The 18,379-nt window shown below is 71.9% G+C and carries 20 protein-coding genes; 4 read left to right on the top strand and 16 right to left on the bottom strand.

Annotation, left to right across the window (positions count from 1 at the left end):
* Positions 1-102: 102 nt before the first annotated feature.
* The gene (locus HS041_RS07385) at positions 103-2,067 is read right to left on the bottom strand and encodes a hypothetical protein (protein ID WP_196439735.1); all 1,965 of its coding nucleotides are present in this window, start codon (positions 2,065-2,067) and stop codon (positions 103-105) included.
* Positions 2,068-2,233: 166 nt separating this feature from the next.
* Here HS041_RS07385 and HS041_RS07380 point away from each other — a divergent pair, with 166 nt between their 5' ends.
* From HS041_RS07380 to HS041_RS07370, 3 genes are read left to right on the top strand one after another with little or no spacing between them, the layout of a single operon-like run.
* Positions 2,234-2,878 (top strand): hypothetical protein, encoded by a 645-nt coding sequence (locus HS041_RS07380; protein ID WP_196439734.1) that lies wholly within the window; start codon positions 2,234-2,236, stop codon positions 2,876-2,878.
* 50 nt (positions 2,879-2,928) lie between these two features.
* Positions 2,929-3,597 (top strand): hypothetical protein, encoded by a 669-nt coding sequence (locus HS041_RS07375; RefSeq protein WP_196439733.1) that lies wholly within the window; start codon positions 2,929-2,931, stop codon positions 3,595-3,597.
* Positions 3,594-4,529: a hypothetical protein gene (locus tag HS041_RS07370; RefSeq protein ID WP_196439732.1), complete on the top strand. Its 936-nt coding sequence runs from the start codon at positions 3,594-3,596 to the stop codon at positions 4,527-4,529. Before HS041_RS07375 ends, HS041_RS07370 begins: the two co-directional genes overlap by 4 nt.
* Here the strand turns inward: HS041_RS07370 and HS041_RS07365 are convergent.
* From HS041_RS07365 to HS041_RS07325, 10 genes are all read right to left on the bottom strand, one after another.
* Positions 4,519-5,808 carry a hypothetical protein gene (locus tag HS041_RS07365; protein WP_196439731.1) on the bottom strand — a complete coding sequence of 430 codons (1,290 nt, stop codon included), beginning with the start codon at positions 5,806-5,808 and terminating at the stop codon, positions 4,519-4,521. The genes HS041_RS07370 and HS041_RS07365 overlap by 11 nt on opposite strands.
* A gap of 192 nt (positions 5,809-6,000) precedes the next feature.
* Complete coding sequence (locus tag HS041_RS07360) at positions 6,001-6,306, bottom strand: DUF1416 domain-containing protein (RefSeq protein WP_196439730.1); 306 nt, start codon at positions 6,304-6,306, stop codon at positions 6,001-6,003.
* A 58-nt stretch (positions 6,307-6,364) separates the two neighbouring features.
* Positions 6,365-7,204 (bottom strand): sulfurtransferase, encoded by an 840-nt coding sequence (locus tag HS041_RS07355; RefSeq protein WP_196439729.1) that lies wholly within the window; start codon positions 7,202-7,204, stop codon positions 6,365-6,367.
* Positions 7,205-7,219: 15 nt separating this feature from the next.
* A complete protein-coding gene (locus HS041_RS07350; protein ID WP_196440815.1) occupies positions 7,220-7,618 on the bottom strand; it encodes a DUF4395 domain-containing protein in 399 nt (132 codons plus the stop codon).
* Positions 7,619-7,679: 61 nt separating this feature from the next.
* Positions 7,680-7,763 (bottom strand): putative leader peptide, encoded by an 84-nt coding sequence (locus tag HS041_RS40385; protein ID WP_374058838.1) that lies wholly within the window; start codon positions 7,761-7,763, stop codon positions 7,680-7,682.
* A 215-nt stretch (positions 7,764-7,978) separates the two neighbouring features.
* Positions 7,979-8,404, bottom strand: coding sequence for a TlpA family protein disulfide reductase (locus HS041_RS07345; protein WP_196439728.1), 426 nt, complete (start codon positions 8,402-8,404; stop codon positions 7,979-7,981).
* Between the two features lie 100 nt (positions 8,405-8,504).
* Positions 8,505-9,341: an anti-sigma factor family protein gene (locus HS041_RS07340; protein ID WP_196439727.1), complete on the bottom strand. Its 837-nt coding sequence runs from the start codon at positions 9,339-9,341 to the stop codon at positions 8,505-8,507.
* Positions 9,338-9,850, bottom strand: coding sequence for a sigma-70 family RNA polymerase sigma factor (locus HS041_RS07335; protein WP_196439726.1), 513 nt, complete (start codon positions 9,848-9,850; stop codon positions 9,338-9,340). The genes HS041_RS07340 and HS041_RS07335 overlap by 4 nt, the downstream gene beginning before the upstream one ends.
* 127 nt (positions 9,851-9,977) lie before the next feature.
* Positions 9,978-10,658 (bottom strand): LmeA family phospholipid-binding protein, encoded by a 681-nt coding sequence (locus HS041_RS07330; RefSeq protein WP_196439725.1) that lies wholly within the window; start codon positions 10,656-10,658, stop codon positions 9,978-9,980.
* A 99-nt stretch (positions 10,659-10,757) separates the two neighbouring features.
* Complete coding sequence (locus HS041_RS07325) at positions 10,758-11,009, bottom strand: MoaD/ThiS family protein (protein ID WP_196439724.1); 252 nt, start codon at positions 11,007-11,009, stop codon at positions 10,758-10,760.
* A gap of 269 nt (positions 11,010-11,278) precedes the next feature.
* Here HS041_RS07325 and HS041_RS07320 point away from each other — a divergent pair, with 269 nt between their 5' ends.
* Positions 11,279-11,995: a response regulator transcription factor gene (locus tag HS041_RS07320; protein WP_196439723.1), complete on the top strand. Its 717-nt coding sequence runs from the start codon at positions 11,279-11,281 to the stop codon at positions 11,993-11,995.
* 72 nt (positions 11,996-12,067) lie between these two features.
* On the opposite strand, the gene HS041_RS07315 is transcribed toward HS041_RS07320, so the two are convergent.
* The 5 genes from HS041_RS07315 to HS041_RS07295 all read right to left on the bottom strand — a co-directional run bounded on the left by HS041_RS07315 (position 12,068) and on the right by HS041_RS07295 (position 18,297).
* Positions 12,068-14,080 carry a glycosyl hydrolase family 28-related protein gene (locus HS041_RS07315; RefSeq protein WP_196439722.1) on the bottom strand — a complete coding sequence of 671 codons (2,013 nt, stop codon included), beginning with the start codon at positions 14,078-14,080 and terminating at the stop codon, positions 12,068-12,070.
* A 441-nt stretch (positions 14,081-14,521) separates the two neighbouring features.
* A complete protein-coding gene (locus tag HS041_RS07310) occupies positions 14,522-15,199 on the bottom strand; it encodes a response regulator (RefSeq protein WP_196439721.1) in 678 nt (225 codons plus the stop codon).
* Complete coding sequence (locus tag HS041_RS07305; protein WP_307845197.1) at positions 15,196-16,500, bottom strand: sensor histidine kinase; 1,305 nt, start codon at positions 16,498-16,500, stop codon at positions 15,196-15,198. The genes HS041_RS07310 and HS041_RS07305 overlap by 4 nt, the downstream gene beginning before the upstream one ends.
* Before the next feature lie 43 nt (positions 16,501-16,543).
* On the bottom strand, positions 16,544-17,326 hold the full coding sequence (locus HS041_RS07300) for an ABC transporter permease (RefSeq protein WP_196439719.1): 783 nt from the start codon (positions 17,324-17,326) through the stop codon (positions 16,544-16,546).
* Between the two features lie 56 nt (positions 17,327-17,382).
* Positions 17,383-18,297 carry an ABC transporter ATP-binding protein gene (locus tag HS041_RS07295; RefSeq protein ID WP_196439718.1) on the bottom strand — a complete coding sequence of 305 codons (915 nt, stop codon included), beginning with the start codon at positions 18,295-18,297 and terminating at the stop codon, positions 17,383-17,385.
* Positions 18,298-18,379: the final 82 nt, after the last annotated feature.

Genomic DNA, 18,379 nt, shown 5'->3' with positions numbered 1-18,379 from the left:
GACCGGTGAGGCTTGGCGGCACGACTACGGTCGAACCTCACTCGGGGGCCATACCCCCGCCTTGGCGAGGCCATTACCAGATCCATGCACTATCCAGGTGTTTCACCGCTGTCTGCGCCAGTCGAGCCGGGGCGGCGGCGGGCCGAGGTTGGGCGGGGCCTCGGTGAAGGGACTCGGCTCCTCCCGCGGCTCCGGAACCCCGTCGCCGGCGGGCTCCCTCGGGTGGACCCGCGTCGCCTCCCGGATCTCGTCGAACTCCCCCAGCGTCGTCCGGGGGAAGGTCAGGATCGCCGGGTTGGCGTCGGCCAGCCGTACCCGGCGGCCGTGGGCGGTGGCGTCAGTGATGATCACCGAGGTGGTGGGGAGCTGCTGGAGCTGGTGGGGCTCGACGAGGAACTCCCTGGAGCGGTGCAGGACCCGCTCGGTCTCGCCCAGGGCCTTGCTCGCCCGGCGACCCCACTCGGTGGACTCGGTGATGTCCTCCTTCAGGTCGGCGTGGCCGACGTCCCGTCCGTTCCCGTCCTCCCCGGCCCGGCCGATCGTGGAGGTGTAGCCGCCGTCGAGCCCGGCCCCGGCGGCGCTGACCGTCTCGGTGAGCTGGGCGAGCTCCAGCCGGTGCTCGGTGCCGACGTGCTCGCTGGCCACCCGGGCGTCCTCGGCGTTGCCCAGTCGCATGAACGCCACCGCAGCGTGCCCGCGGCCCAGCCGCTCCCGCACGGTCGGGGTGAGCGAGCGGTAGGTCAGCACCAGCCCGGTCCTGGAGGTCTCGCAGGCGTCCATCAGCCGGTCGAGCACGTCGCCGCGGAGCTTGTCCGCGCCGGCGACGATGATCGTGTGGTACCACGGCCGGTCCGCGGTGGGCGACTGGCGCAGGATGTGGGTGAGCGCGGTGGCCACGTAGGTGCCCAGGACCCGGTTGCCGAACACCCCGGCCTGGCGGTCCATGGAGACCACCCGCAGGCGCGCGGGCGGCAGCCGTACGGCCTGCGAGCCGAGGGTCTCCAGCTTGCGCAGCTGCGACTCCAGCGCCCAGGCCCGCTCGATCACCACCCGGTCGCTGACCCCCCGGCCGAAGAGGGTGCCGATCCGCTCCAGCTGGGTCGCGGTGATCAGGCCGTAGCGCAGGTCGTCGCGGGGGTCTCCGACCTGGGCGAGGGCGCGCAGCGCGGCGGTCACCTGGTTGATCGTGGCGTTCTCGCCCAGGACCTCCAGGACCCGTTCCAGGATGGCGTTGTCGAAGGAGAGGTCGCGGGTGGTGCGGTGCTCCTCGCTGACGCTGACCACGTGCGCGAGCACGTCGGCGAAGGCCTCGGGTGCGAGGGTCGCCCCCAGGTCGAGCTTGGGCAGGTCCACCGGGAGCACCCAGACCAGCGGCTCGTCGCCGCCCCGGCGGGCCAGCTCGATCAGGTCCTTGGCCACCGCGCCCTCGGACAGGTCGAGCACGGTCAGGTGGCCGCCGCTGTAGAGGCGGGTCGCGCCGAGCAGGGTGATCAGCGCCGACCATCCGGGCAGCGTGCCCCCGGCCACGTCGATGCGGTCGAGCTCGTCGGGCACGGCCACGGCGTACCAGGTGAGCTGGCGGTCGTAGCGCTCCTTGCGCTCGGCCCACTCGCGGTAGCGGGCGGCGTGCTCCTCCTGGGCCCGGTGGAGCTCCCTGTCGCGTTCCCTGCGCAGCCGCTCCCCGGCTGCCTGCCGCTCCCGGATGCGGTGGCGGACCGCGCGGTCTCCCTGATGGATCGCGTAGGTGCAGAACCCGGCGATCCCGAGCGCGACGACCAGCCCGACCACCGCGAACGGCCAGCCCATCGGCCCGACGGCGGCGACGGCGGCGATGACCAGGGCCATCCCGACCATGAACCATCGGACGATCTTGACCGGGCGGTTCAGCAGGTCCTCGTTGAGCCGTTCGCGGCGCACCCACTCGGGGTCGACCTCCGGGAGGGGCTCCTCGGCAGGGGAGGGGCGTTTGGGGGCCGGGCCCGGGTCGGGATGCAGCAGGGCATACTGCCAGCCCAGGTAGATCCGGTCCGCCTGGAGCTGCGCATGCTCGGGATGCACGTCCGTCACGGAACCTCCGCCATAGGGCTCTCGTCCGCCTCCGTGACAGCGTAAAAGCTATATCTCCTCTTGGGGCGGCGTTCCTGGCAATCCACTGTATTTTCCGCGCGTCCACCACGACTTATGGGGCGGATGAGTCTGATGATATTCAGATCAGCTATTACCATGCCTTGTCATGACGTCCCCCTCCGGCGGCACCAGGCGGCGCCGTGCGGTCGCGGTGCCTCTCACCGCTCTGGTGATCGCCGCCGCTCTGGGGACCGTCGCCGCGCTCGGAGGCTTCGCAGAGGCCCCGAAGGAGTCCCCCAGACGGCTCGGTCCCGGCGGCGTCGTCGACCAGAAGCTCTTCCTCACCAGATTCCTGGCCTCGCGGACCGTGTTCCAGCCCGGCCGGTACGGCGGCGCGGGCAAGCGGTTCCTGGAGATCGAGATCGAGGTCACCAACAAGGGCCGCAGGACCGAGGAGGTGGGTTCTCCCGGCGAGAAGGGCCTGCTCTACGGCAAGTCCCTGCTGAGAGTGACCCCGGCGCTCGGGGAGGACTCCGCCCCCGTCTCGGCGATCCTCGACGAGGGCGTGCCGAGCAGGCAGCTCCATCCGGGGACGACCTCCACCGTCGTGTTCAGGTACGAGCTGCCCCGGGGACTGCGCCCGCCCGAGGAGGTCCGCCTCGACGTCGGGACGTTCGACCCCTCACCCGAGAGTTTCACCGGGGCGGACCTGGGCCTGGTCCTGGAGACGGACGGCAAGGCGGCCGGCGCCCCGCCGAAGGTCGCGGCCCAGGTCGTCCTTCCGGTGGAGCGGAAGGGAACCGGCCGTTGAGCACCGCGACCCCCGCGACCCCTGTGACTTCCGCGGTCCGTGGGACCCCTGTGACGGCCGAGGCCCCTGGGACTCCCGCGGGGCCCGGAACCGCCGCTCCTCCTCTCCCGCCCCGGCGTCCGGGCGGGCTGCGCCGGGCCGGCGCCCTGCTCGCCGGAATCGCCCTGGCCGCCGCGGCGGTGGCCGTCCAGTCCGCCGCCCCGGGGCCCGGGGAACGCGGCGCCCCGCTGACCTGGACCGGCACGGTCGGGGAAGAGGTCGCCGCCTCCCGCTTCACCGCCCGGGTCAGGGCGGTGTACGGGGCCAGGACCGTCGAGACCGCCGACGCGGCGGGCACCGCCGGGACGGCCACCACCTCGGGGATCTTCGTCGTCGTCGAGGCCGGGGCGACCGCCCATCGGGAGCCGCAGCGGTTCGGCCCTCCCGTGCTGCTGGCCGGGGACGGCAGGCGGTACACCGCCACCGACAAGGTCGACCCCTCCCTGACGATCACCCATCCGTACGTCCAGCCGGGCTGGTGGACCGAGGGTGTGGCGGTCTTCGACGTCCCGGTCTCCGCCCTGACCGGCTCCCGGATCGTGCTCGCGCCGGAGAACGGCGGGTTCATCGGGGAGGCGTACCCGCCGGAGGTGGAGATCGACCTGGGGCTGGACGACGCGGGGACGCAGCGCCTGATCGCCGCCGCGAAGGACGTCCACCGGCTGGAGGCCGGGAGGTGACCGGTGCGCCGCCCCCCGAGCAGGAGGGCCTCCGTGACTGGTTCGCCCCCCGGCGGAGCCTGCCCGCCGGCCCCCCGTGGGTGCCGGGCCCCCGGCGGGTCTTCCCCGACGAACAGGTCTGGCCGCCTCCGCCCAGGCCCTCCGGGGAGGAGGCGGGGGTCTCGACCCAGCCGTTCCCCGCCGTTCCGGCGGCACCGCTGCCCAGGCCCGCCGCCCCCTGCCGCCCGCAGGAACCCGCCGGGGCGGGCGCGGTCGGCACAGGGATCGGCACAGCGGTCGGCACGGGGCTCCCCCCGGACGCGCGCGCCGGGACCGACGCGCCGGAGGAGCCCGCGCCCCCGGCCGGCGTCGCGGTCCCCCGCCGGCGCCGTACGGCCCCGCTCGCCGGTGCGGCGCTCCTGGCCGTGGCGCTGGCCGTCGCGATCCCCGCCTGGGAGAACTACCTGTTCTACCGGAGCGGCAACCCCGCCTACCGGATCCATCCCGTGGCCCCGGGCGGCGCCGGCACGCTCATGAACGTGTCCTGGCGGGCCGAGGTCGAGCCGGCGGACAGCCTCCCGGGGCTCGGAGCGGCCAAGCCCGGCCGCAAGTGGCTGAAGATCACGGTGACCAGGACCTCGCTGAACGCCGAGGGCGTGCTCCGGCGTGCGGACCCGGTCATCGAGGTCAGGCATCCCGACGGCCGCGCGTGGCGCACCGAGATCGCCGGGAACGACCTTCCCCCGGAAGCCGCCGAGCACAGGATCGGCACCGCCTACCGCTACGACGCGATCAGCCTGGTCCCGGGGGACGTCGCCGGCCAGGTCGAGGTCCGCGTCATCCCCAGCACGCTCCGCGTGCCGTTGCGGGAGGAGTCCACGGCGGAGCTGTTCGAGCGCGCGGGCACGGAGCAGGTCGAGCCCCAGGACCAGGTGCTGCTGTTCAGGCGGTGACCGCCTTTCCCGCCTCCCTGCCGCGGGTGGCCGCGATGTCGAACGTGGCCGCCAGCAGGCAGACCGTCAGCACTCCCACGGCCAGGTCCCGGACGAAGTCCAGGGACCCGCCGAACAGCAGCCAGAAGTGCGGGAAGTCGCTGCCGACCAGCGTCCTCACCCCCCGGTCGGCGTAGGCGGCGCCGGCCCTGAGGGCGACGTGGCACAGGCAGAACATCCCCGACAGCACCGCGCCGCCGTGTGCGACGAGCCGGAAGGCGTTCAGGATCGAGAGCCAGCGCTCCCTGAACCCGAGCATCGTGACGGTCGCGGTGCCGCGGGTCAGCTTGTGCGCGTGATCCATCCGGCCGGTCACGGCCTCCAGCCGCGTTCCCCTGAGGGCCGTCCCGGTGTCCGTGGCGAAGGCGCCGTAGACGAGCGCGGCGATCGCCAGCCAGGCCAGCGGGGCGACCAGCGCGTCCGCGGCGAGGGTGCAGAGCTGCGCGAAGCCCTCCCGGAACGCCTTGAAACCCGGGACCACCCGGTCCGCCTGCTCCAGCCACTCCTCGGCCGTGGCCGCGGCGACCCGGTCCGCCAGCCACTGCGAGAGCCAGGAGGTGAGGGCGAACACCATGTTGAGGCCGTAGAAGGCGAAGGCCAGCTCGGCGAGGGCCGCGAGCAGGCCGCTGCCCCTCCCCCTGCCGCCCGCGTGCCAGAGCCCGAACAGCGTCCTGAGCGCGTAGGCCACCGCGGCGATCGCGGCGGAGACCCACAGATCCAGACCGGCGAGCAGGATGCCGGCCTCTCCCCGGATCCCGGCGAAGGCTCCCTTGAGGTCGTGGTCGAGCCACTTCATGGTGTCGAGCGCGACCAGTTCCCTGGCGTCCTCCTCGTGGAAGCCCCAGGCGAGGTAGACCGTGGCGAAGAGCAGCGTGACCCGTTCGAGCGCGCCGAACATGCCCTCGTCGGCTTCGTTCTCCGCCCGGCGGACCCGGATCTCCCTGAGCGTGCCGCGCACGGCGCGCAGCATGCCGACCGCGACGACGAGCTCGGTCAGCACGATCAGAACGAAGATCATCATCGTGACGATGAGCCGTACCTGCCGGTGGTCGCCGTGGGCCACCTCGGTCGCCGTCCACATCAGCGCCGCGCGGACCGCCCGGCCGGCCGAGAACCAGAGCACCAGCGGGAGGGCGCAGGCACCGAAGATCCGCAAGGTGTGCGCCGGGAGCGCGTACGCCGGGAACGCCCGGGTGGCGGCGGGGAGCGGGGGCGAGGACGCGACAGACGTTCCGGGCACCCGACGAATCGTAGCGATCCGGCGTCACCGCTCACAGCCGGGCGTGACGGCCCGCCCGCGCCGCCGCGGAGGCCCGGCCGCACGCCGGAGAGGCACCCGGCTTCCGAAGACGGCGAAGGGCCGGCGCCCTCCGCGGGAGGAGGAGCGCCGGCCCTTCGCCGCCGGGCGGATCGGACCGCCGCGGCGAGCGGGTCAGACCGCCACGGACAGCTGGGTGACCTCGCCCAGGCGGGCCTGGGCGGGGATGTCCTTGGTGACGCCGCCGCCCGCGATGATGCGGACGGTCCAGTCGCCGGGAGCGGCGAAGAAGCGGAAGACGCCCTCGTCGGAGACCACGACCTCACCGGTGAACTCACCGGAGTGGTCCAGCAGGCGGGCGTAGGCCCGGCTCGCGCCGGAGACGACGCCCTGGATGACGGCCTGGGTCGACAGGTCGATCCCGGCGGGCAGGGCGACGGTCTGCTCCGGTGCGGCGCAGCCCTGAGCGGTGGTGCTCATCGTTCCTCCTTCGTCGGTCCGACGACCGAGCTGGTGTGGTTGCCGGTCCGGGGGTTCATCAGCGGGCCTCGCCCAGCTCGACCGGCACGCCCACGAGCGAGCCGTACTCGGTCCAGGAGCCGTCGTAGTTCTTGACGTTGGCCTGCTCCAGCAGCTCGTGCAGCACGAACCACGTGTGCGCCGAGCGCTCGCCGATGCGGCAGTAGGCGATGGTGTCCTTGCTGAAGTCGACGCCCGCGCCCTCGTAGAGGGCCTTGAGCTCCTCGTCGGTCTTGAAGGTGCCGTCGTCGTTGGCCGCCTTGGACCACGGGATGCTGCGGGCGGTCGGCACGTGGCCGGCGCGCTGCGCCTGCTCCTGCGGCAGGTGGGCCGGGGCGAGCAGCTTGCCGGTGAACTCGTCGGGCGAGCGCACGTCGACCAGGTTGAGCTTGCCGATCGCGGCGAGCACGTCGTCGCGGAAGGCCCGCAGGGACTTGTCCTGCTCACTGGCCTTGTACTGCGTGGCCGGGCGCTGGGGCACCTCGGTGGCCAGCTCGCGGGAGTCGAGCTCCCACTTCTTGCGGCCGCCGTCGAGGAGCTTGACGTTCTCGTGACCGTAGAGCTTGAAGTACCAGTACGCGTAGGCGGCGAACCAGTTGTTGTTGCCACCGTAGAGGACCACGGTGTCGTCGTTGGCGATGCCCCGGGCCGACAGCAGGGCCTCGAAGCCCTCGCGGTCCACGAAGTCGCGGCGGACCGGGTCCTGGAGGTCCTGCTTCCAGTCGATCTTCACAGCGCCACGGATGTGGCCCTTGTCGTAGGCGCTGGTGTCCTCGTCGACCTCGACGAGCACGACACCAGGGGTGTCGAGGTTGGCCTCGACCCAGTCGGCGTCCACCAGGGCGGCGGAGCGGCTCATGGGATTCCTCCGGGGTTATCTTGCGGCGGGCAGTAAACGGCGAATGATCAGGTACAGCTCGCAGCCGAGGCAGAAGCCGAAAGCGGCGTTGAGAAAGGCGGCGAAGAGAGCCGCGGCGGTGGCGCCGAGGGCCAGCGGCGCGATCTGCGTTGCGTGTCCGACCAGGCCCGCCAGGGCGAAGGCCAGTCCGACCAGCTGCGCGAAGCGCGGCGGCCGGGCGTCCTCCAGCTCCCGGGGAGGGCTCTTCACCATCGCCTTGAAGACCATCCCGTACGGCGAGGCGCCGAAGGCGCTCAGCGCGAACACCGTGGCCTGGACCGCCAGCAGCCATGCGCTGCCCGTGACGAGGACGAGCGCGAGGATGACGGTGGTGAGGACCGCGGCGAAGCGGAGAGCCCGGGGATCAGCCTGCATCACGTGATGCTCCTGAAGGGTCGTGCAGATCGGTGCGGCGCGAGGCCGCTTGAGATCGCCCTCAGGAAGCGCGACAGAGCGCGGTGGCCACGCGGCAGAAGTCAACCGCGCGCCGCTTCGTCAGCAGCTCTGTCGTGGGGTGCATGCCGATGACATTACCCCGGCATTCCGGTATCTGTCACATCCGTGTCCAGTTCGTGAGACGGAATCGCCCGGTAAGCGGTAAGGTGCCCCGCTCGGATCTCCCCGCGACGGCGTGTCGTCCCCGTGCCCGCATCGCCGAGTCCCTGTTCAGGGCGGTGCCGGAGCCCCGGCGGGGCCGGGCGCCCGGCCCCGCCGGGGCCGCGGACGGCCGGGCGCTCAGTCGCCGACGGCCAGTCCCAGCGCTCCGATGACGTCGGCCTTGCGCGGCTGGCCCGAGGCGCGTTTCACGACCCGCCCCTCGGGGTCGAGGACGAGCACGGTCGGGGTGCGCATGATGTCCAGCGAGCGGACCAGGTCGAGCCGGGACTCCGCGTCGATCTCCACGTGCGCGACGCCGGGCACCATTCCCGCCACCTCGGTGAGGATCCTGCGGGTCGCCCGGCAGGGCTGGCAGAACGCGCTGGAGAACTGCACGAGCGTGGCCCGATCGCCCAGCTCCGCACCGAGCTCGCCCGCGGTCAGCCGCTCCACGCCGCCCCTCACCTCTCGGGGCACGCCGCTGCGCCGCCGCATCACCACGCCCGCGAGCGTGGCCGCGGCGAGCGTCACGGCCACCACCGCCAGCCCGGTCAGTCCACCCATCGAGCACCACAACGCAGGGTGCCGGCGGGTCATTCCCGCCCGGGGCCGTACCGGCGGGCTCCCGTCCCCGGCCTCTCGCCGGCGCCCGGGGACGGGCCGGTCAGCGGCCGGGGACGCGCACGTCGAGCAGGACCCGCCCGCCGGCGGTGACGATCTCGAACCGCTCGATGCTTCCCGGGTGGATCGTGGTCGTGCCGGGGAAGACGCCCGACTCGTCGTTGGCCGCCTCGTCGACGATCCAGTTCCCGGCCGTCTCCCGGCTGCCGTCCGCGCCGACCACCACCAGCCGGAAGCGGGTACCCCTGGCGACTCCGGAGAGCACGACCTCGACCGCGGTCGCCTTCTCCCCCGGTACCGCGGTCACCGTGGCGCGGACGGGGCCCTTCGCGTCCTTCGCCACCAGCTCGCCGGGGTCGCCCTGCACGGCGCCGACCTCGGGGGCGGGGCTGGCCGACAGCTTCGGGGCATCGCTGGGCGAGGCCTTGAACTCCCGGGTGGCGTCACCGGACAGGACGGGGCTCTCCTCCGGGGCGTTCAGGGACCGGGCCTCACCTCCGGAGTCCGTGGCGTACTGGGGCGCGGAGGCCGCCTTCGGCTCATCCGCGGACTGGTCCGCCGCCATCCAGAAGGTCCCGCCGAGTCCGATCACCACGACCGAGGCGGCCAGTGAGAGCAGCGCCCTGGTCATCCTGCGCCGCCGCGCCTTGGCTCTGAGCAGCCGGTCGAGCACCGCCCGGGGCGGGCTGGCCACCTGGGCCACGTCGTCCTCGGAGACCCGGCCGAGGAACCCGGCGACCCCGGTGAGCTCCGCCAGCTCCGCGCGGCACTCCGCGCACTCCTCCAGATGCGCCTCGACCAGCACGCGCTCCTCGGGCTCCAGCGCCCCGAGCACGTGCACCCCGAGCGAGATCCGGGCTTCCTCACAGGTCATCGTCATGGCGCGAGCCCCCGCTCCTCCAGCGCCAGCTTGAGCGCCCGAAGCGCGTAATACGTGCGCGATTTCACCGTTCCAGGGGGGATGCCGAGCGCTTCGGCGGCTTCCTTGACCGACTTGCCCTGGTAGTAGACCTCGGCGAGCACCTCGCGGTGCTCGGGCCTGAGCGCCGCCACCGCCTCGGCGACGGCCCACGACTCCACCGCCCGTTCCAGCTCGTCGTCGGCGGGCACCACGGCGAGCGCCTCGTCCCCCGTCTCCTGGGGCCGCGACTTGCGCGCCCGGTGCTGGTCGAACACGAGGTTGCGGGCCACCGTGAACAGCCATGCGCGGATCGAGCGCCCGCTGAGCGCGTCAGGATGCCGCCAGGCCCGCAGCAGCGTCTCCTGCACGACGTCCTCCGCTCTCCCCGAATCGCCCGTCAGCCGCAGGGCGTAGCCGTACAGTGGCCCGCCGTGTTCGTCGAAGAGAGCTCTGACGAGCTGCTCGTCGGCGGTTCCGGCGTGGCTCACACCCTCACGACGTATGGCGGGGCGGTCCGGTTCAGGCACAGGACGACTCAACCACGGTGAGGCCGGTCACACTTCCCGATCGGCCGGTTCGGCGCCGGCACCCCGGTCGCGGTTCCCGGTCGCACGCTCAGCCGCGCAGCGGGACGTCCGCCGCCTCGGCGGTGATCTGCAGCCCGCCGGAGACCGGCCGCACGTCCGTGATCTTGAGGTTGAACGGCAGCTTCCCGATCGGCAGCTTGTAGGTGATGAACCGCTCGGGGTCGGGCACCGTGATGCCGCCGCCCAGCGTCACCTTCTCGGGGACGAACCGCAGGCCGCCCTCGATCACCTCGACGCGCAGCGTGGCCTTGGCCGGGACCTGCTGGCCGAGGAAGGTGATCTCCCCGCTGACGCCGAGGCCGCTCTCACCCGCCTGGACCTTGATCCCCCGGGGGGCCCGCTGGTTCAGCGTCGTCTCGGGGATCACGACCGCGCCCACCACCCGCTCGGCGCGGATGTCCACCCGCTCGGGGTGGAACAGCAGGTCGGACAGGGGGGCGGTGACCCCGTACAGCGTGGCGTCCACCCCGGACACCTGGGCGCCGCCCACGTTGAGCTTGCCGACGTCGACCTTGACCTCGTCGTAGCGCCCCGCGATCGCCTGGGTCAGGAACGGGATGCCGAGGATCGTCACCTCGGGCGGGGCGGCGAGGTCGTACCGGGCGGTGGCCCTGGTGGCGATCTCCCGCTGCACCCCGGCGACCGCGACCCTGTCCAGGATCCCGGCGAGAACGAGCAGCAGGATCAGAAAAACGAGCAGCTTGCGCATCCGACTCCCCGTCGTTCGTTCCGGCCGTATTTCGTTCCCGGATCAAGCCAGAGTGCCATCGCGGCACATCCCCCGGCAATCTTGGCCGAAACCCGCCGATCACCCTCCGGCGAAGGGCGGGAGCACCTCCACCGTCGCGCCTTCGGCGAGGACGACCGTCTCGTGCGCCCTCTTCCCCACCGGGTCGCCGTCCACCAGGAAGGACGACATCCTCACCACCCGGGCCAGCTTCTCGCGGCCCGCCGTGGCGCCTGCCAGCAGCTCCTCCAGGGTCGTCGCCTCGAACGGCTCCTCCGCGGTCCCCGCCGCGTCCTTCGCCGCCGCCCAGTAGCGGATCGTGCCCGTCGCCATTTGTGCCCAACTCCTCGAAAACGGGTGGTGTGAGCATACGCTCACGAGGAATTAACCGGATATCGGCTGTTCACCAGGTGGACGCGCGCTGGACGCCCCATTCCCGTCGGCTATCCTCGCCTAAGGACCTGGGCGACGTAGCCCCCGGGTCCTTACGTGTTTCTGTACGGCTATCGCGGGCACCGCGTGGGGGGAGGCACCGTGAGCCACCTGGGCCAACGGGCCGCCGCGCACGGCGGCCTGCGGGCAAGCCCGGCGAAGGAGTGCCTGTGAGCAACCTCCTGCTTCTCACCAACGTCCTGGAGCCCTCCACCGAGATCCTCCCGGCGCTGGGGCTGCTGCTGCACTCGGTGCGCGTCGCACCCGCCGAGGCGTCGGCGCTGATCGACGCCCCACCCGCCGACGCGATCCTCGTCGACGCACGCCGTGAGCTCGCCCAGGCCAAGAGCCTGTGCCGCCTGCTGCGCACCACCGGCATCGACTGCCCTCTCATGGTGATCGTCACCGAGGGCGGCCTGGCCGCGATGACCGCGGAATGGGGCGCCGACGACGTCCTGCTGGACAGCGCGGGCCCCGCCGAGGTCGAGGCCCGCCTCCGGCTGGCGGTGGGCCGGCTGAACCTGTCCGCCGTGGAGGAGGCCCCCGACGAGATCCGCAGCGGCGATCTCTCGATCGACGAGGCCACCTACACCGCCCGGCTCCGCGGCCGGGCGCTGGACCTGACGTTCAAGGAGTTCGAGCTCCTGAAATACCTCGCGCAGCACCCCGGCAGGGTCTTCACCCGCGCCCAGTTGCTCCAGGAGGTCTGGGGTTACGACTACTTCGGCGGCACCCGGACCGTGGACGTGCACGTCCGGCGGTTGCGCGCCAAGCTCGGCGCCGAATACGAGTCGCTGATCGGAACGGTCCGCAACGTCGGCTACCGCTTCGTCCCCGAGCGCGGCAACGAGCAGCCCGCCGAGGAGCCCGAGCCCGCCCGCCGCTAGGCCCCGGCCGGCGGGACGGCCGCCCGGGTCTCCCGGACGGCCGACCGGATCAGGGCGCTTCCCCGCGGAGGTTCACCAGGGGGACGGCGCCGGCGGCGCGACCACCGGCGGCCGGTCGTCGCAGGTGATGGTGTTGGGCAGCGTCCACGGGGCGAGCCAGGGTCCGGCGGTGCCGCCTCCGTCGTTGCCGCCGAGGTCCGTCAGCGAGAACTCCGAGCCGGTGGACGGGAAGCCGAACGACCCGCAGTTGTTGACGCCGACCGCGCCGACGTTGCGGGCGTCCACGTTCTCGAACGACGCCGACCCCTTCACCCGCGCGCTGACCACCGAGGTGCCCGTGCCGTCGACCCTGACGTCCTTGAAGCGGACGTTCGGGATCGCGTACAGGTCCTTCACCGACCACTCGCTGACCAGCATGATCGCGTTGTAGGTGTTGTCGAGGTAGTGGTCGCCGGCCACCTCGATGTCCGCCTCGATGTCCTTGTCGAGCGCGTAGAACCAGATGGCCCCCAGACCGATCTTCCAGTTCAGCTCGAACGTGCCGGCCCGGACCGTGGTGTTGTCCCTGATCCGCAGCCGTCCGGTGAACGCCTCGGCGCCGAAGCGGGAACCGACCTGGATGGCGCTGCCCTCGCGGACCGGGTCGGCGACGAGGTTGCCGGAGACCGTGTTGTCCCTGCCGCCGTAGATAGCGATGCCGTTGGCGAGCGTCGGCGACTGCACGGTGTTGCGGTCGAAGGTGTTGCCGGCGTTCGCGCTCTTCTCGGACCACATGGCGAGACCGTCGTCGCCCGTGTTGCGGATGAAGTTGTTCGACACGACCGAGTCCGTGACGCCGGTGTGGAAGTTGAGGGCGTCGGCGATCTGATCGACGATGACGTTGTCCGTGATCTTCACGTTCGTCATCGGCCCGTCGAACCACATGCCCACCTTGGTGTGGCGGATGTGGAGCTCCTTGATGGTCGAGTCGCTCATCGCCCCGCCGATGCCGTTCACCTGGTCGGTGTCGATGCGTTCGCGGACGTCGCCCTCGATCGCGAAGCCGGACAGGTGGACGTTCCTGCTCCCGCCGTCCTCGGCGTCCTTGCCGTAGAAGCCGACACCGGTGTGCACCGAGCCGTCGGGGGCCGGGGTGTCGAGGGCGACCTCGCGGCCCTTGATGACGGTGTACCAGTTGCCGGCGCCCTCGATCGTCACGTCGTCGACGAGGATGTGGCGGTTCACCTGGTAGGTGCCCGGAGGGATGTAGACCTTGAGGCGCTTGCGCTGCGCGAAGGCGACGGCCCTGTCGAACGCGTCGGCGGAGTCGCGTCTGCCGGAGGGGTCGGCGCCGAACGCCAGCACGTTCGCCGCGAGGAGGTTGACGTACGGCCGGCCGACGAGCTCTGAGTCGAGCAGGTCGATGACCGTCCACTCGGCGTTGCTCCCGGTGGGGACCGTGAGCCGTACCCTGTCGCCCGCGCGGTACGTCCGGCCGAGCAGGAGGCGCTGCTCGTCGTAGAAGTGCATCGGGCGGAACGGCTTGGCGATCACCGGGGGCGGCGTCGTGGCGCTGGGCACGCAGGCGCACTCGGTGATCCACCAGTCGGGGTGCAGCAGGCCGGCGCCGGGGTCGTTGGTGAACGGGTACTGGTTGTACAGCCACGCGTACTGCGAGGTGAGGGTCATGGTCTTCTTGGCCCGGCCGTTCACCGTGACGGTGAGCGGCGCGGTGATGCCGCCCCCTCCGGGCGCGTCCGGGATGCTGTAGCGCACGGTGATCGCGTTGGCCGCCTCCGGAAGCGTGAACTCGACGTGCTGTCCCGGCGCCAGGCTGACCGCCCTGCGGCCGGACGCCTCCGCCGGCAGCGTGTACGCGGAGCGGTCGGGGCCGATGACCGTGCCGTCCGTCGCGGCGTTCTCCGCCTCCTGCTCGACGAAGCCGACGTCGGCGCCCCGTCCGGCGACGAGCGACGGGTCGAGGGCGGCGCGCGTCACGACGGGAGCCGGGCCGCCTGCCGCGCCAGTGCCGGCGACGGCCGGGCCGCCGGACGCGACGCCGAGAGCGGTGGCGACCGCGGTCACCGCCGCCGCGACCGCCGCCATGATCCTTCGCGGTGGCCCGCCGGACCGCCTCGCCGCGGCTCCTGTGATGCTCCGTGACATCGCATGCTCGTTTCTCTCGGGGGGTGGACCCGCACTCCGCTCAAGGCGGCGCAGACGCCATGAGGGTGAGGTGACAGTAGGACCCCCGCCCCGGGGTTCACAAGGCCATGTGATGTATTTTCTTCGTTTTATCTGTTCGATGCGTAGACTACTTAAATTCTTGCGGAGATAATGCAAGAAGTTGCGGAATCCCGCAACGGGGCGGACGAGACGAGCGTCGAAGACGCAGCCCGCAGGCGGTATCGAGGTCTGAGGTGTGGGTCGTAGAGCGTCCTGCCGAAACGCCGAAACGCCGAGACGCCGAGCAGACGCGCGATCGAGGTCACCGAGTGCTCGGGGCCGGGCAGCGGATCGCGGGCCGCCCGAAGGATCCTCCGGCGGTCAGGACTGCTCAGACGCCCGCGGGACGAGCAGCCGCCGGTTGAACGCCTCGGTGACGGCTGCGGCGCGGTCGTTCACGCCGAGCTTGGCATAGATGTTCAGAAGGTGGCTTTTGACCGTGGCCTCGGTGATGAACAGCCGGGTGGCCGTCTCACGGTTGGTGTTCCCGGCCGCCACGAGTTCGAGGATCTCCAGCTCCCGCTGGCTGAGCAGCTGCGGCGCGGGGGTCCTGACCCGGTTCATCAGCCGTGCCGCCACCGAGGGGGACAGGACGCTCTCGCCCTTGGCGGCGGCGCGCGCACCTCGCAGCAGGTCCTCCCGGGGGGAGTCCTTGAGCAGGTAGCCGGTCGCGCCCGCCTCGATCGCCGGCAGGACGTGGGCGTCGGTGTCGTAGGTCGTCAGAACCAGCACGCGCGCGGTGACCCCGAGCCTGGCCAGCTCGGTGATGGCGGTCAGCCCGTCCATGCCGGGCATGCGCAGGTCCAGCAGGATCACGTCGGGCCGGAGCTCCTGGGCGAGCCGTACGGCTGCGGCGCCGTCCGCGGCCTCGCCGAGCACCTGGAAACCGGGCGCGGAGGCGAACATGGTGCTCAGCCCGTCTCTGACGATGGGATGGTCGTCCGCGATCAGCAGCCGGATCGGGGCCCCGGCTGCCGGCTCGGCCGTGCGCTCGGTCATGTGCGGCTCCCGGCCGGCAGGAAGGGGACGCAGGCCGAGATCCCGGTGCCGGCGCCGGGCTCGGACTCGATCCGCAACGTTCCCGACAGCTCTTCGACGCGCTGCCGCATGATGGTCAGGCCGAACCCGCCGCCGCGGGACGGCGGCCCCGGGCTGCCGTCCGCGGCCGTGCCGGCCTCGAGACCCGAGGGCTCGAAGCCCCTGCCGTCGTCACGCACGTCCAACGCCACCTCATCGTCCAGGTAGGACAGCGTGACCCCGACCCTGGTCGCGCCCGCGTGCTTGGCCACGTTGGCCAACGCCTCCTGCGCCGTGCGCAGCAGCGCGAACTCGGCCTCCGGTGTCATCGGCCGCGCCGTGCCGGTCGTCGTGACCTGGACGGCGAGCCCGTGCAACTTCGACCACCGGTCGGCGACGTCGGCGAGCGCGTCGCTCAGGCGCGCGGTTTCCAGCGGCTCGGGCCGCAGCGCGTCGACCGAGCGCCGGGCCTCGGCCAGGCTTTCCCTGGCCAGGCTCTTGACGGCGTCGAAGGGCCGGACCCACGGTGCCGGGACCTCGTGCATCTGCTCGGCCGCCTGCAGCTGCGCGATGATCCCGGTGAGCCCCTGCGCCAGGGTGTCGTGGATCTCGCGGGCCATCCGCTGGCGCTCGTCGAGAATCCCGGCCTCCCGGGCTTGGGCGAGCAGCTGGGCGTGCAGGCCGGTGTTCTCGGCGAGCGTCGCCTCCAGCAGCCGATTCGTCCGGCTCAGCTCCGCGAGGGCCTGCTCGCGCTGCTCCTTCTCCCGCTCGGCGCGCCGGAGCACCCAGGCGGTGCCGCCCATGAGGACGACGTTGGCGACGACGATGGCCAGGTACAGCGTCAGGCCGGAAGCGGTCGTCTTGGGCACATCGGATGCCTGCGCGGTACCGGCCACGACCGCCACGGCGGCCACGCCCCACAGGCGCCACGGCCAGCGCAGGAGGGTGAAGGCGTAGATGTAGGGCGCGGGGGTGAACAATCCGAACGCGGGATCCCTCACCACCAGGACCGCTGTGATCACCAGCAGTCCGGTGAAGAACACCCCCATGATCCGTGGCCGTTCCCACCAGGCGGGGCGCAGGGTGAACATGCCGAGCATCCACGCCGCGGCCAGCCCGCACACAGCGAGATCGACGGACAGGGAGTCGCCCGACGGGTACTTCGCGATCACCTTGAAGACGACGAGGGCGACCAGCAAGGTGTACGGCACCGCGGTGACCAGGAGGAACGGCAGGTCTTCCCGCGCGGCCCGGGGGCCGGGCTGTGGCCTCCGACTGCTCACGACTCCCCTCCTCCTGCTCAAGATCCCCTCCATTGTGGCGAGTCTATTCCCAGCGGAACCAGCGGACCGCGATGAGCGTGCACCCGACCGCGTAGGCCGCCAGGGTCAGCAGGGGAAGGGCGGAGGGGAAGTGGCCCAGGTAGGCCTCCTGGAAGGCCTGCATGCCGGCGCCGAGCGGGGTGTAGTGGCTGATGGTCTGCAGCACCTCGGGCATCTGCGCGACCGGCACCCACAGCCCGGCGAAGAACATCATCGGAAAGAACAGCACCGTGCCGATCGCCGTGGCCGGGCCGCGTCCGGGCGCCAGCGCGGTGATCAGCAGGCCGATGGCGAGCAGCGCGGCGGCCGCCAGCAGCCAGGAGAGGACGAAGCCGACGGGGTGCCGGGGCAGGTCGACGCCGAAGCCGAGCCCGGCCACCGCCAGGAACAGGATCGTCGCCACCAGCGCGATGGCGAAGTTGGCCACCAGCTGGGCGCTCAGCACGCGGGCCGGGCCTATCGGCGTGGTCTGCAGGCGCCGCAGCACGCCGTTCTCCCGGTAGCCCGCCAGCGTGGTCGGCAGCGCGGTCATGGCCAGGATGGCCAGGTTGAACAAGATCAGAACAGGCACGTACAGGTCGAAGTAGGTCAGGCCGCCGGCGGCCTCCACGGGTTCCTTCAAGGCGGGTACGACGCCCAGGATGATCAACACGATCAGCGGGCAGCCGACACCCCACAGGGGTCCGACCTTGTCGCGGATGCTCAGCTTGCTCTCGGCCTTGATGAGCCGCCACGTCGCGGAACCATGCGTGGCGGTGACGGGGGCAGCGGTGTTCAGGACGGACACGGCGATGGCCTTTCTCTCTTCGTCTCTTTGCGGGGGTCGGGCTGCGGGTCGGACATCTAGGAGGAGCCGAGGCGGCCACCGGTCAGCTGGACGAACGCCTCCTCCAGGCTCGCCTGCTCCACGCGCAGCCGTTCGGCCACGATCCGGTTGCGGGCCAGCACGGCGGTGACGGCGTTGAGCGCGTTGTCGTTGCCGCTGACGACGACCAGCTCGCCCCTGCGGGTGACGCCGGAGACCTCGGGCAGGCTCGTCAGCAGGCGCTCGTCCAGCGGCCGGGACGGGCGGAACTGGATGCGCTGCTCGATGCGGGCCCGTTCGGTCAGGCCTGCCGGGGTGTCCACCGCGACGACGCGACCGGCGTCGATCAGCGCCAGCCGGTCGCACAGCCGCTCGGCCTCCTCCATGAAGTGGGTGACCAGCACGATCGTCACCCCGCTCGAGCGCACGCCCTCGATCAGGTCCCAGGTGTCGCGCCGAGCCTGGGGGTCGAGGCCGGTGGTGAGCTCGTCCAGGATCGCCACCCGGGGGTTGCCGACGAGCGCCAGCGCGATCGACAGCCGTTGCTTCTGGCCGCCGGACAGCTTGGCGTAGCCGGTCCTGGCCTTGTCGGCCAGGCCGAGGCCGTGCATCAGCGCGCGCCAGTCGGCCGGGCGGGGGTAGAAGGAGCTGTAGAGCTCCAGGGCCTCGGCGACCTGCAGCCGGTCGGGGAGCTGACCGGCCTGCAGCTGGACGCCCAGACGCCGGGTCAGCTCGGCGCGGTCGCGGCGGGGGTCGAGCCCGCACACCGTGATCTCGCCCCGGTCCGGTGTGCGCAGGCCCGCGATGCACTCCACGGTCGTCGTCTTGCCGGCGCCGTTCGGGCCGAGGATCCCGAAGATCTCGCCCTCCTGCACCGTGAGTGAGACATCCTCGACCGCGACCTTGTCGGCGTAGCGCTTGTGGAGGTCGCGTACCTCGATCACTGCTGGCATGTGCGTGTCCTTGTCTGGCTGGTCCCGTCGGTGTTCGGCGTGTCTTCAGCCTGCTGGAGCGGCGCTTCTTCCAACATCGACC

Origin of the sequence: Planomonospora sp. ID67723, assembly GCF_015711605.1 — a bacterium.
Lineage (GTDB): Bacteria > Actinomycetota > Actinomycetes > Streptosporangiales > Streptosporangiaceae > Planomonospora_A.
This window is presented reverse-complemented; position numbering and strand designations above follow the sequence as displayed.

What these genes read in the sequence shown, in the direction of transcription:
- HS041_RS07350 (WP_196440815.1), bottom strand. Translation starts at nt 7,618, where the DNA reads ATGCAGGCTGATCCCCGGGCTCTCCGCTTCGCCGCGGTCCTCACCACC.
- HS041_RS07315 (WP_196439722.1), bottom strand. Translation starts at nt 14,080, where the DNA reads ATGGCGGCGGTCGCGGCGGCGGTGACCGCGGTCGCCACCGCTCTCGGC.
- HS041_RS07340 (WP_196439727.1), bottom strand. Translation starts at nt 9,341, where the DNA reads ATGACGATGACCTGTGAGGAAGCCCGGATCTCGCTCGGGGTGCACGTG.
- HS041_RS07360 (WP_196439730.1), bottom strand. Translation starts at nt 6,306, where the DNA reads ATGAGCACCACCGCTCAGGGCTGCGCCGCACCGGAGCAGACCGTCGCC.
- HS041_RS07325 (WP_196439724.1), bottom strand. Translation starts at nt 11,009, where the DNA reads ATGGCGACGGGCACGATCCGCTACTGGGCGGCGGCGAAGGACGCGGCG.
- HS041_RS07380 (WP_196439734.1), top strand. Translation starts at nt 2,234, where the DNA reads ATGACGTCCCCCTCCGGCGGCACCAGGCGGCGCCGTGCGGTCGCGGTG.
- HS041_RS07330 (WP_196439725.1), bottom strand. Translation starts at nt 10,658, where the DNA reads ATGCGCAAGCTGCTCGTTTTTCTGATCCTGCTGCTCGTTCTCGCCGGG.
- HS041_RS07295 (WP_196439718.1), bottom strand. Translation starts at nt 18,297, where the DNA reads ATGCCAGCAGTGATCGAGGTACGCGACCTCCACAAGCGCTACGCCGAC.
- HS041_RS07355 (WP_196439729.1), bottom strand. Translation starts at nt 7,204, where the DNA reads ATGAGCCGCTCCGCCGCCCTGGTGGACGCCGACTGGGTCGAGGCCAAC.
- HS041_RS07345 (WP_196439728.1), bottom strand. Translation starts at nt 8,404, where the DNA reads ATGGGTGGACTGACCGGGCTGGCGGTGGTGGCCGTGACGCTCGCCGCG.
- HS041_RS07310 (WP_196439721.1), bottom strand. Translation starts at nt 15,199, where the DNA reads ATGACCGAGCGCACGGCCGAGCCGGCAGCCGGGGCCCCGATCCGGCTG.
- HS041_RS40385 (WP_374058838.1), bottom strand. Translation starts at nt 7,763, where the DNA reads ATGCACCCCACGACAGAGCTGCTGACGAAGCGGCGCGCGGTTGACTTC.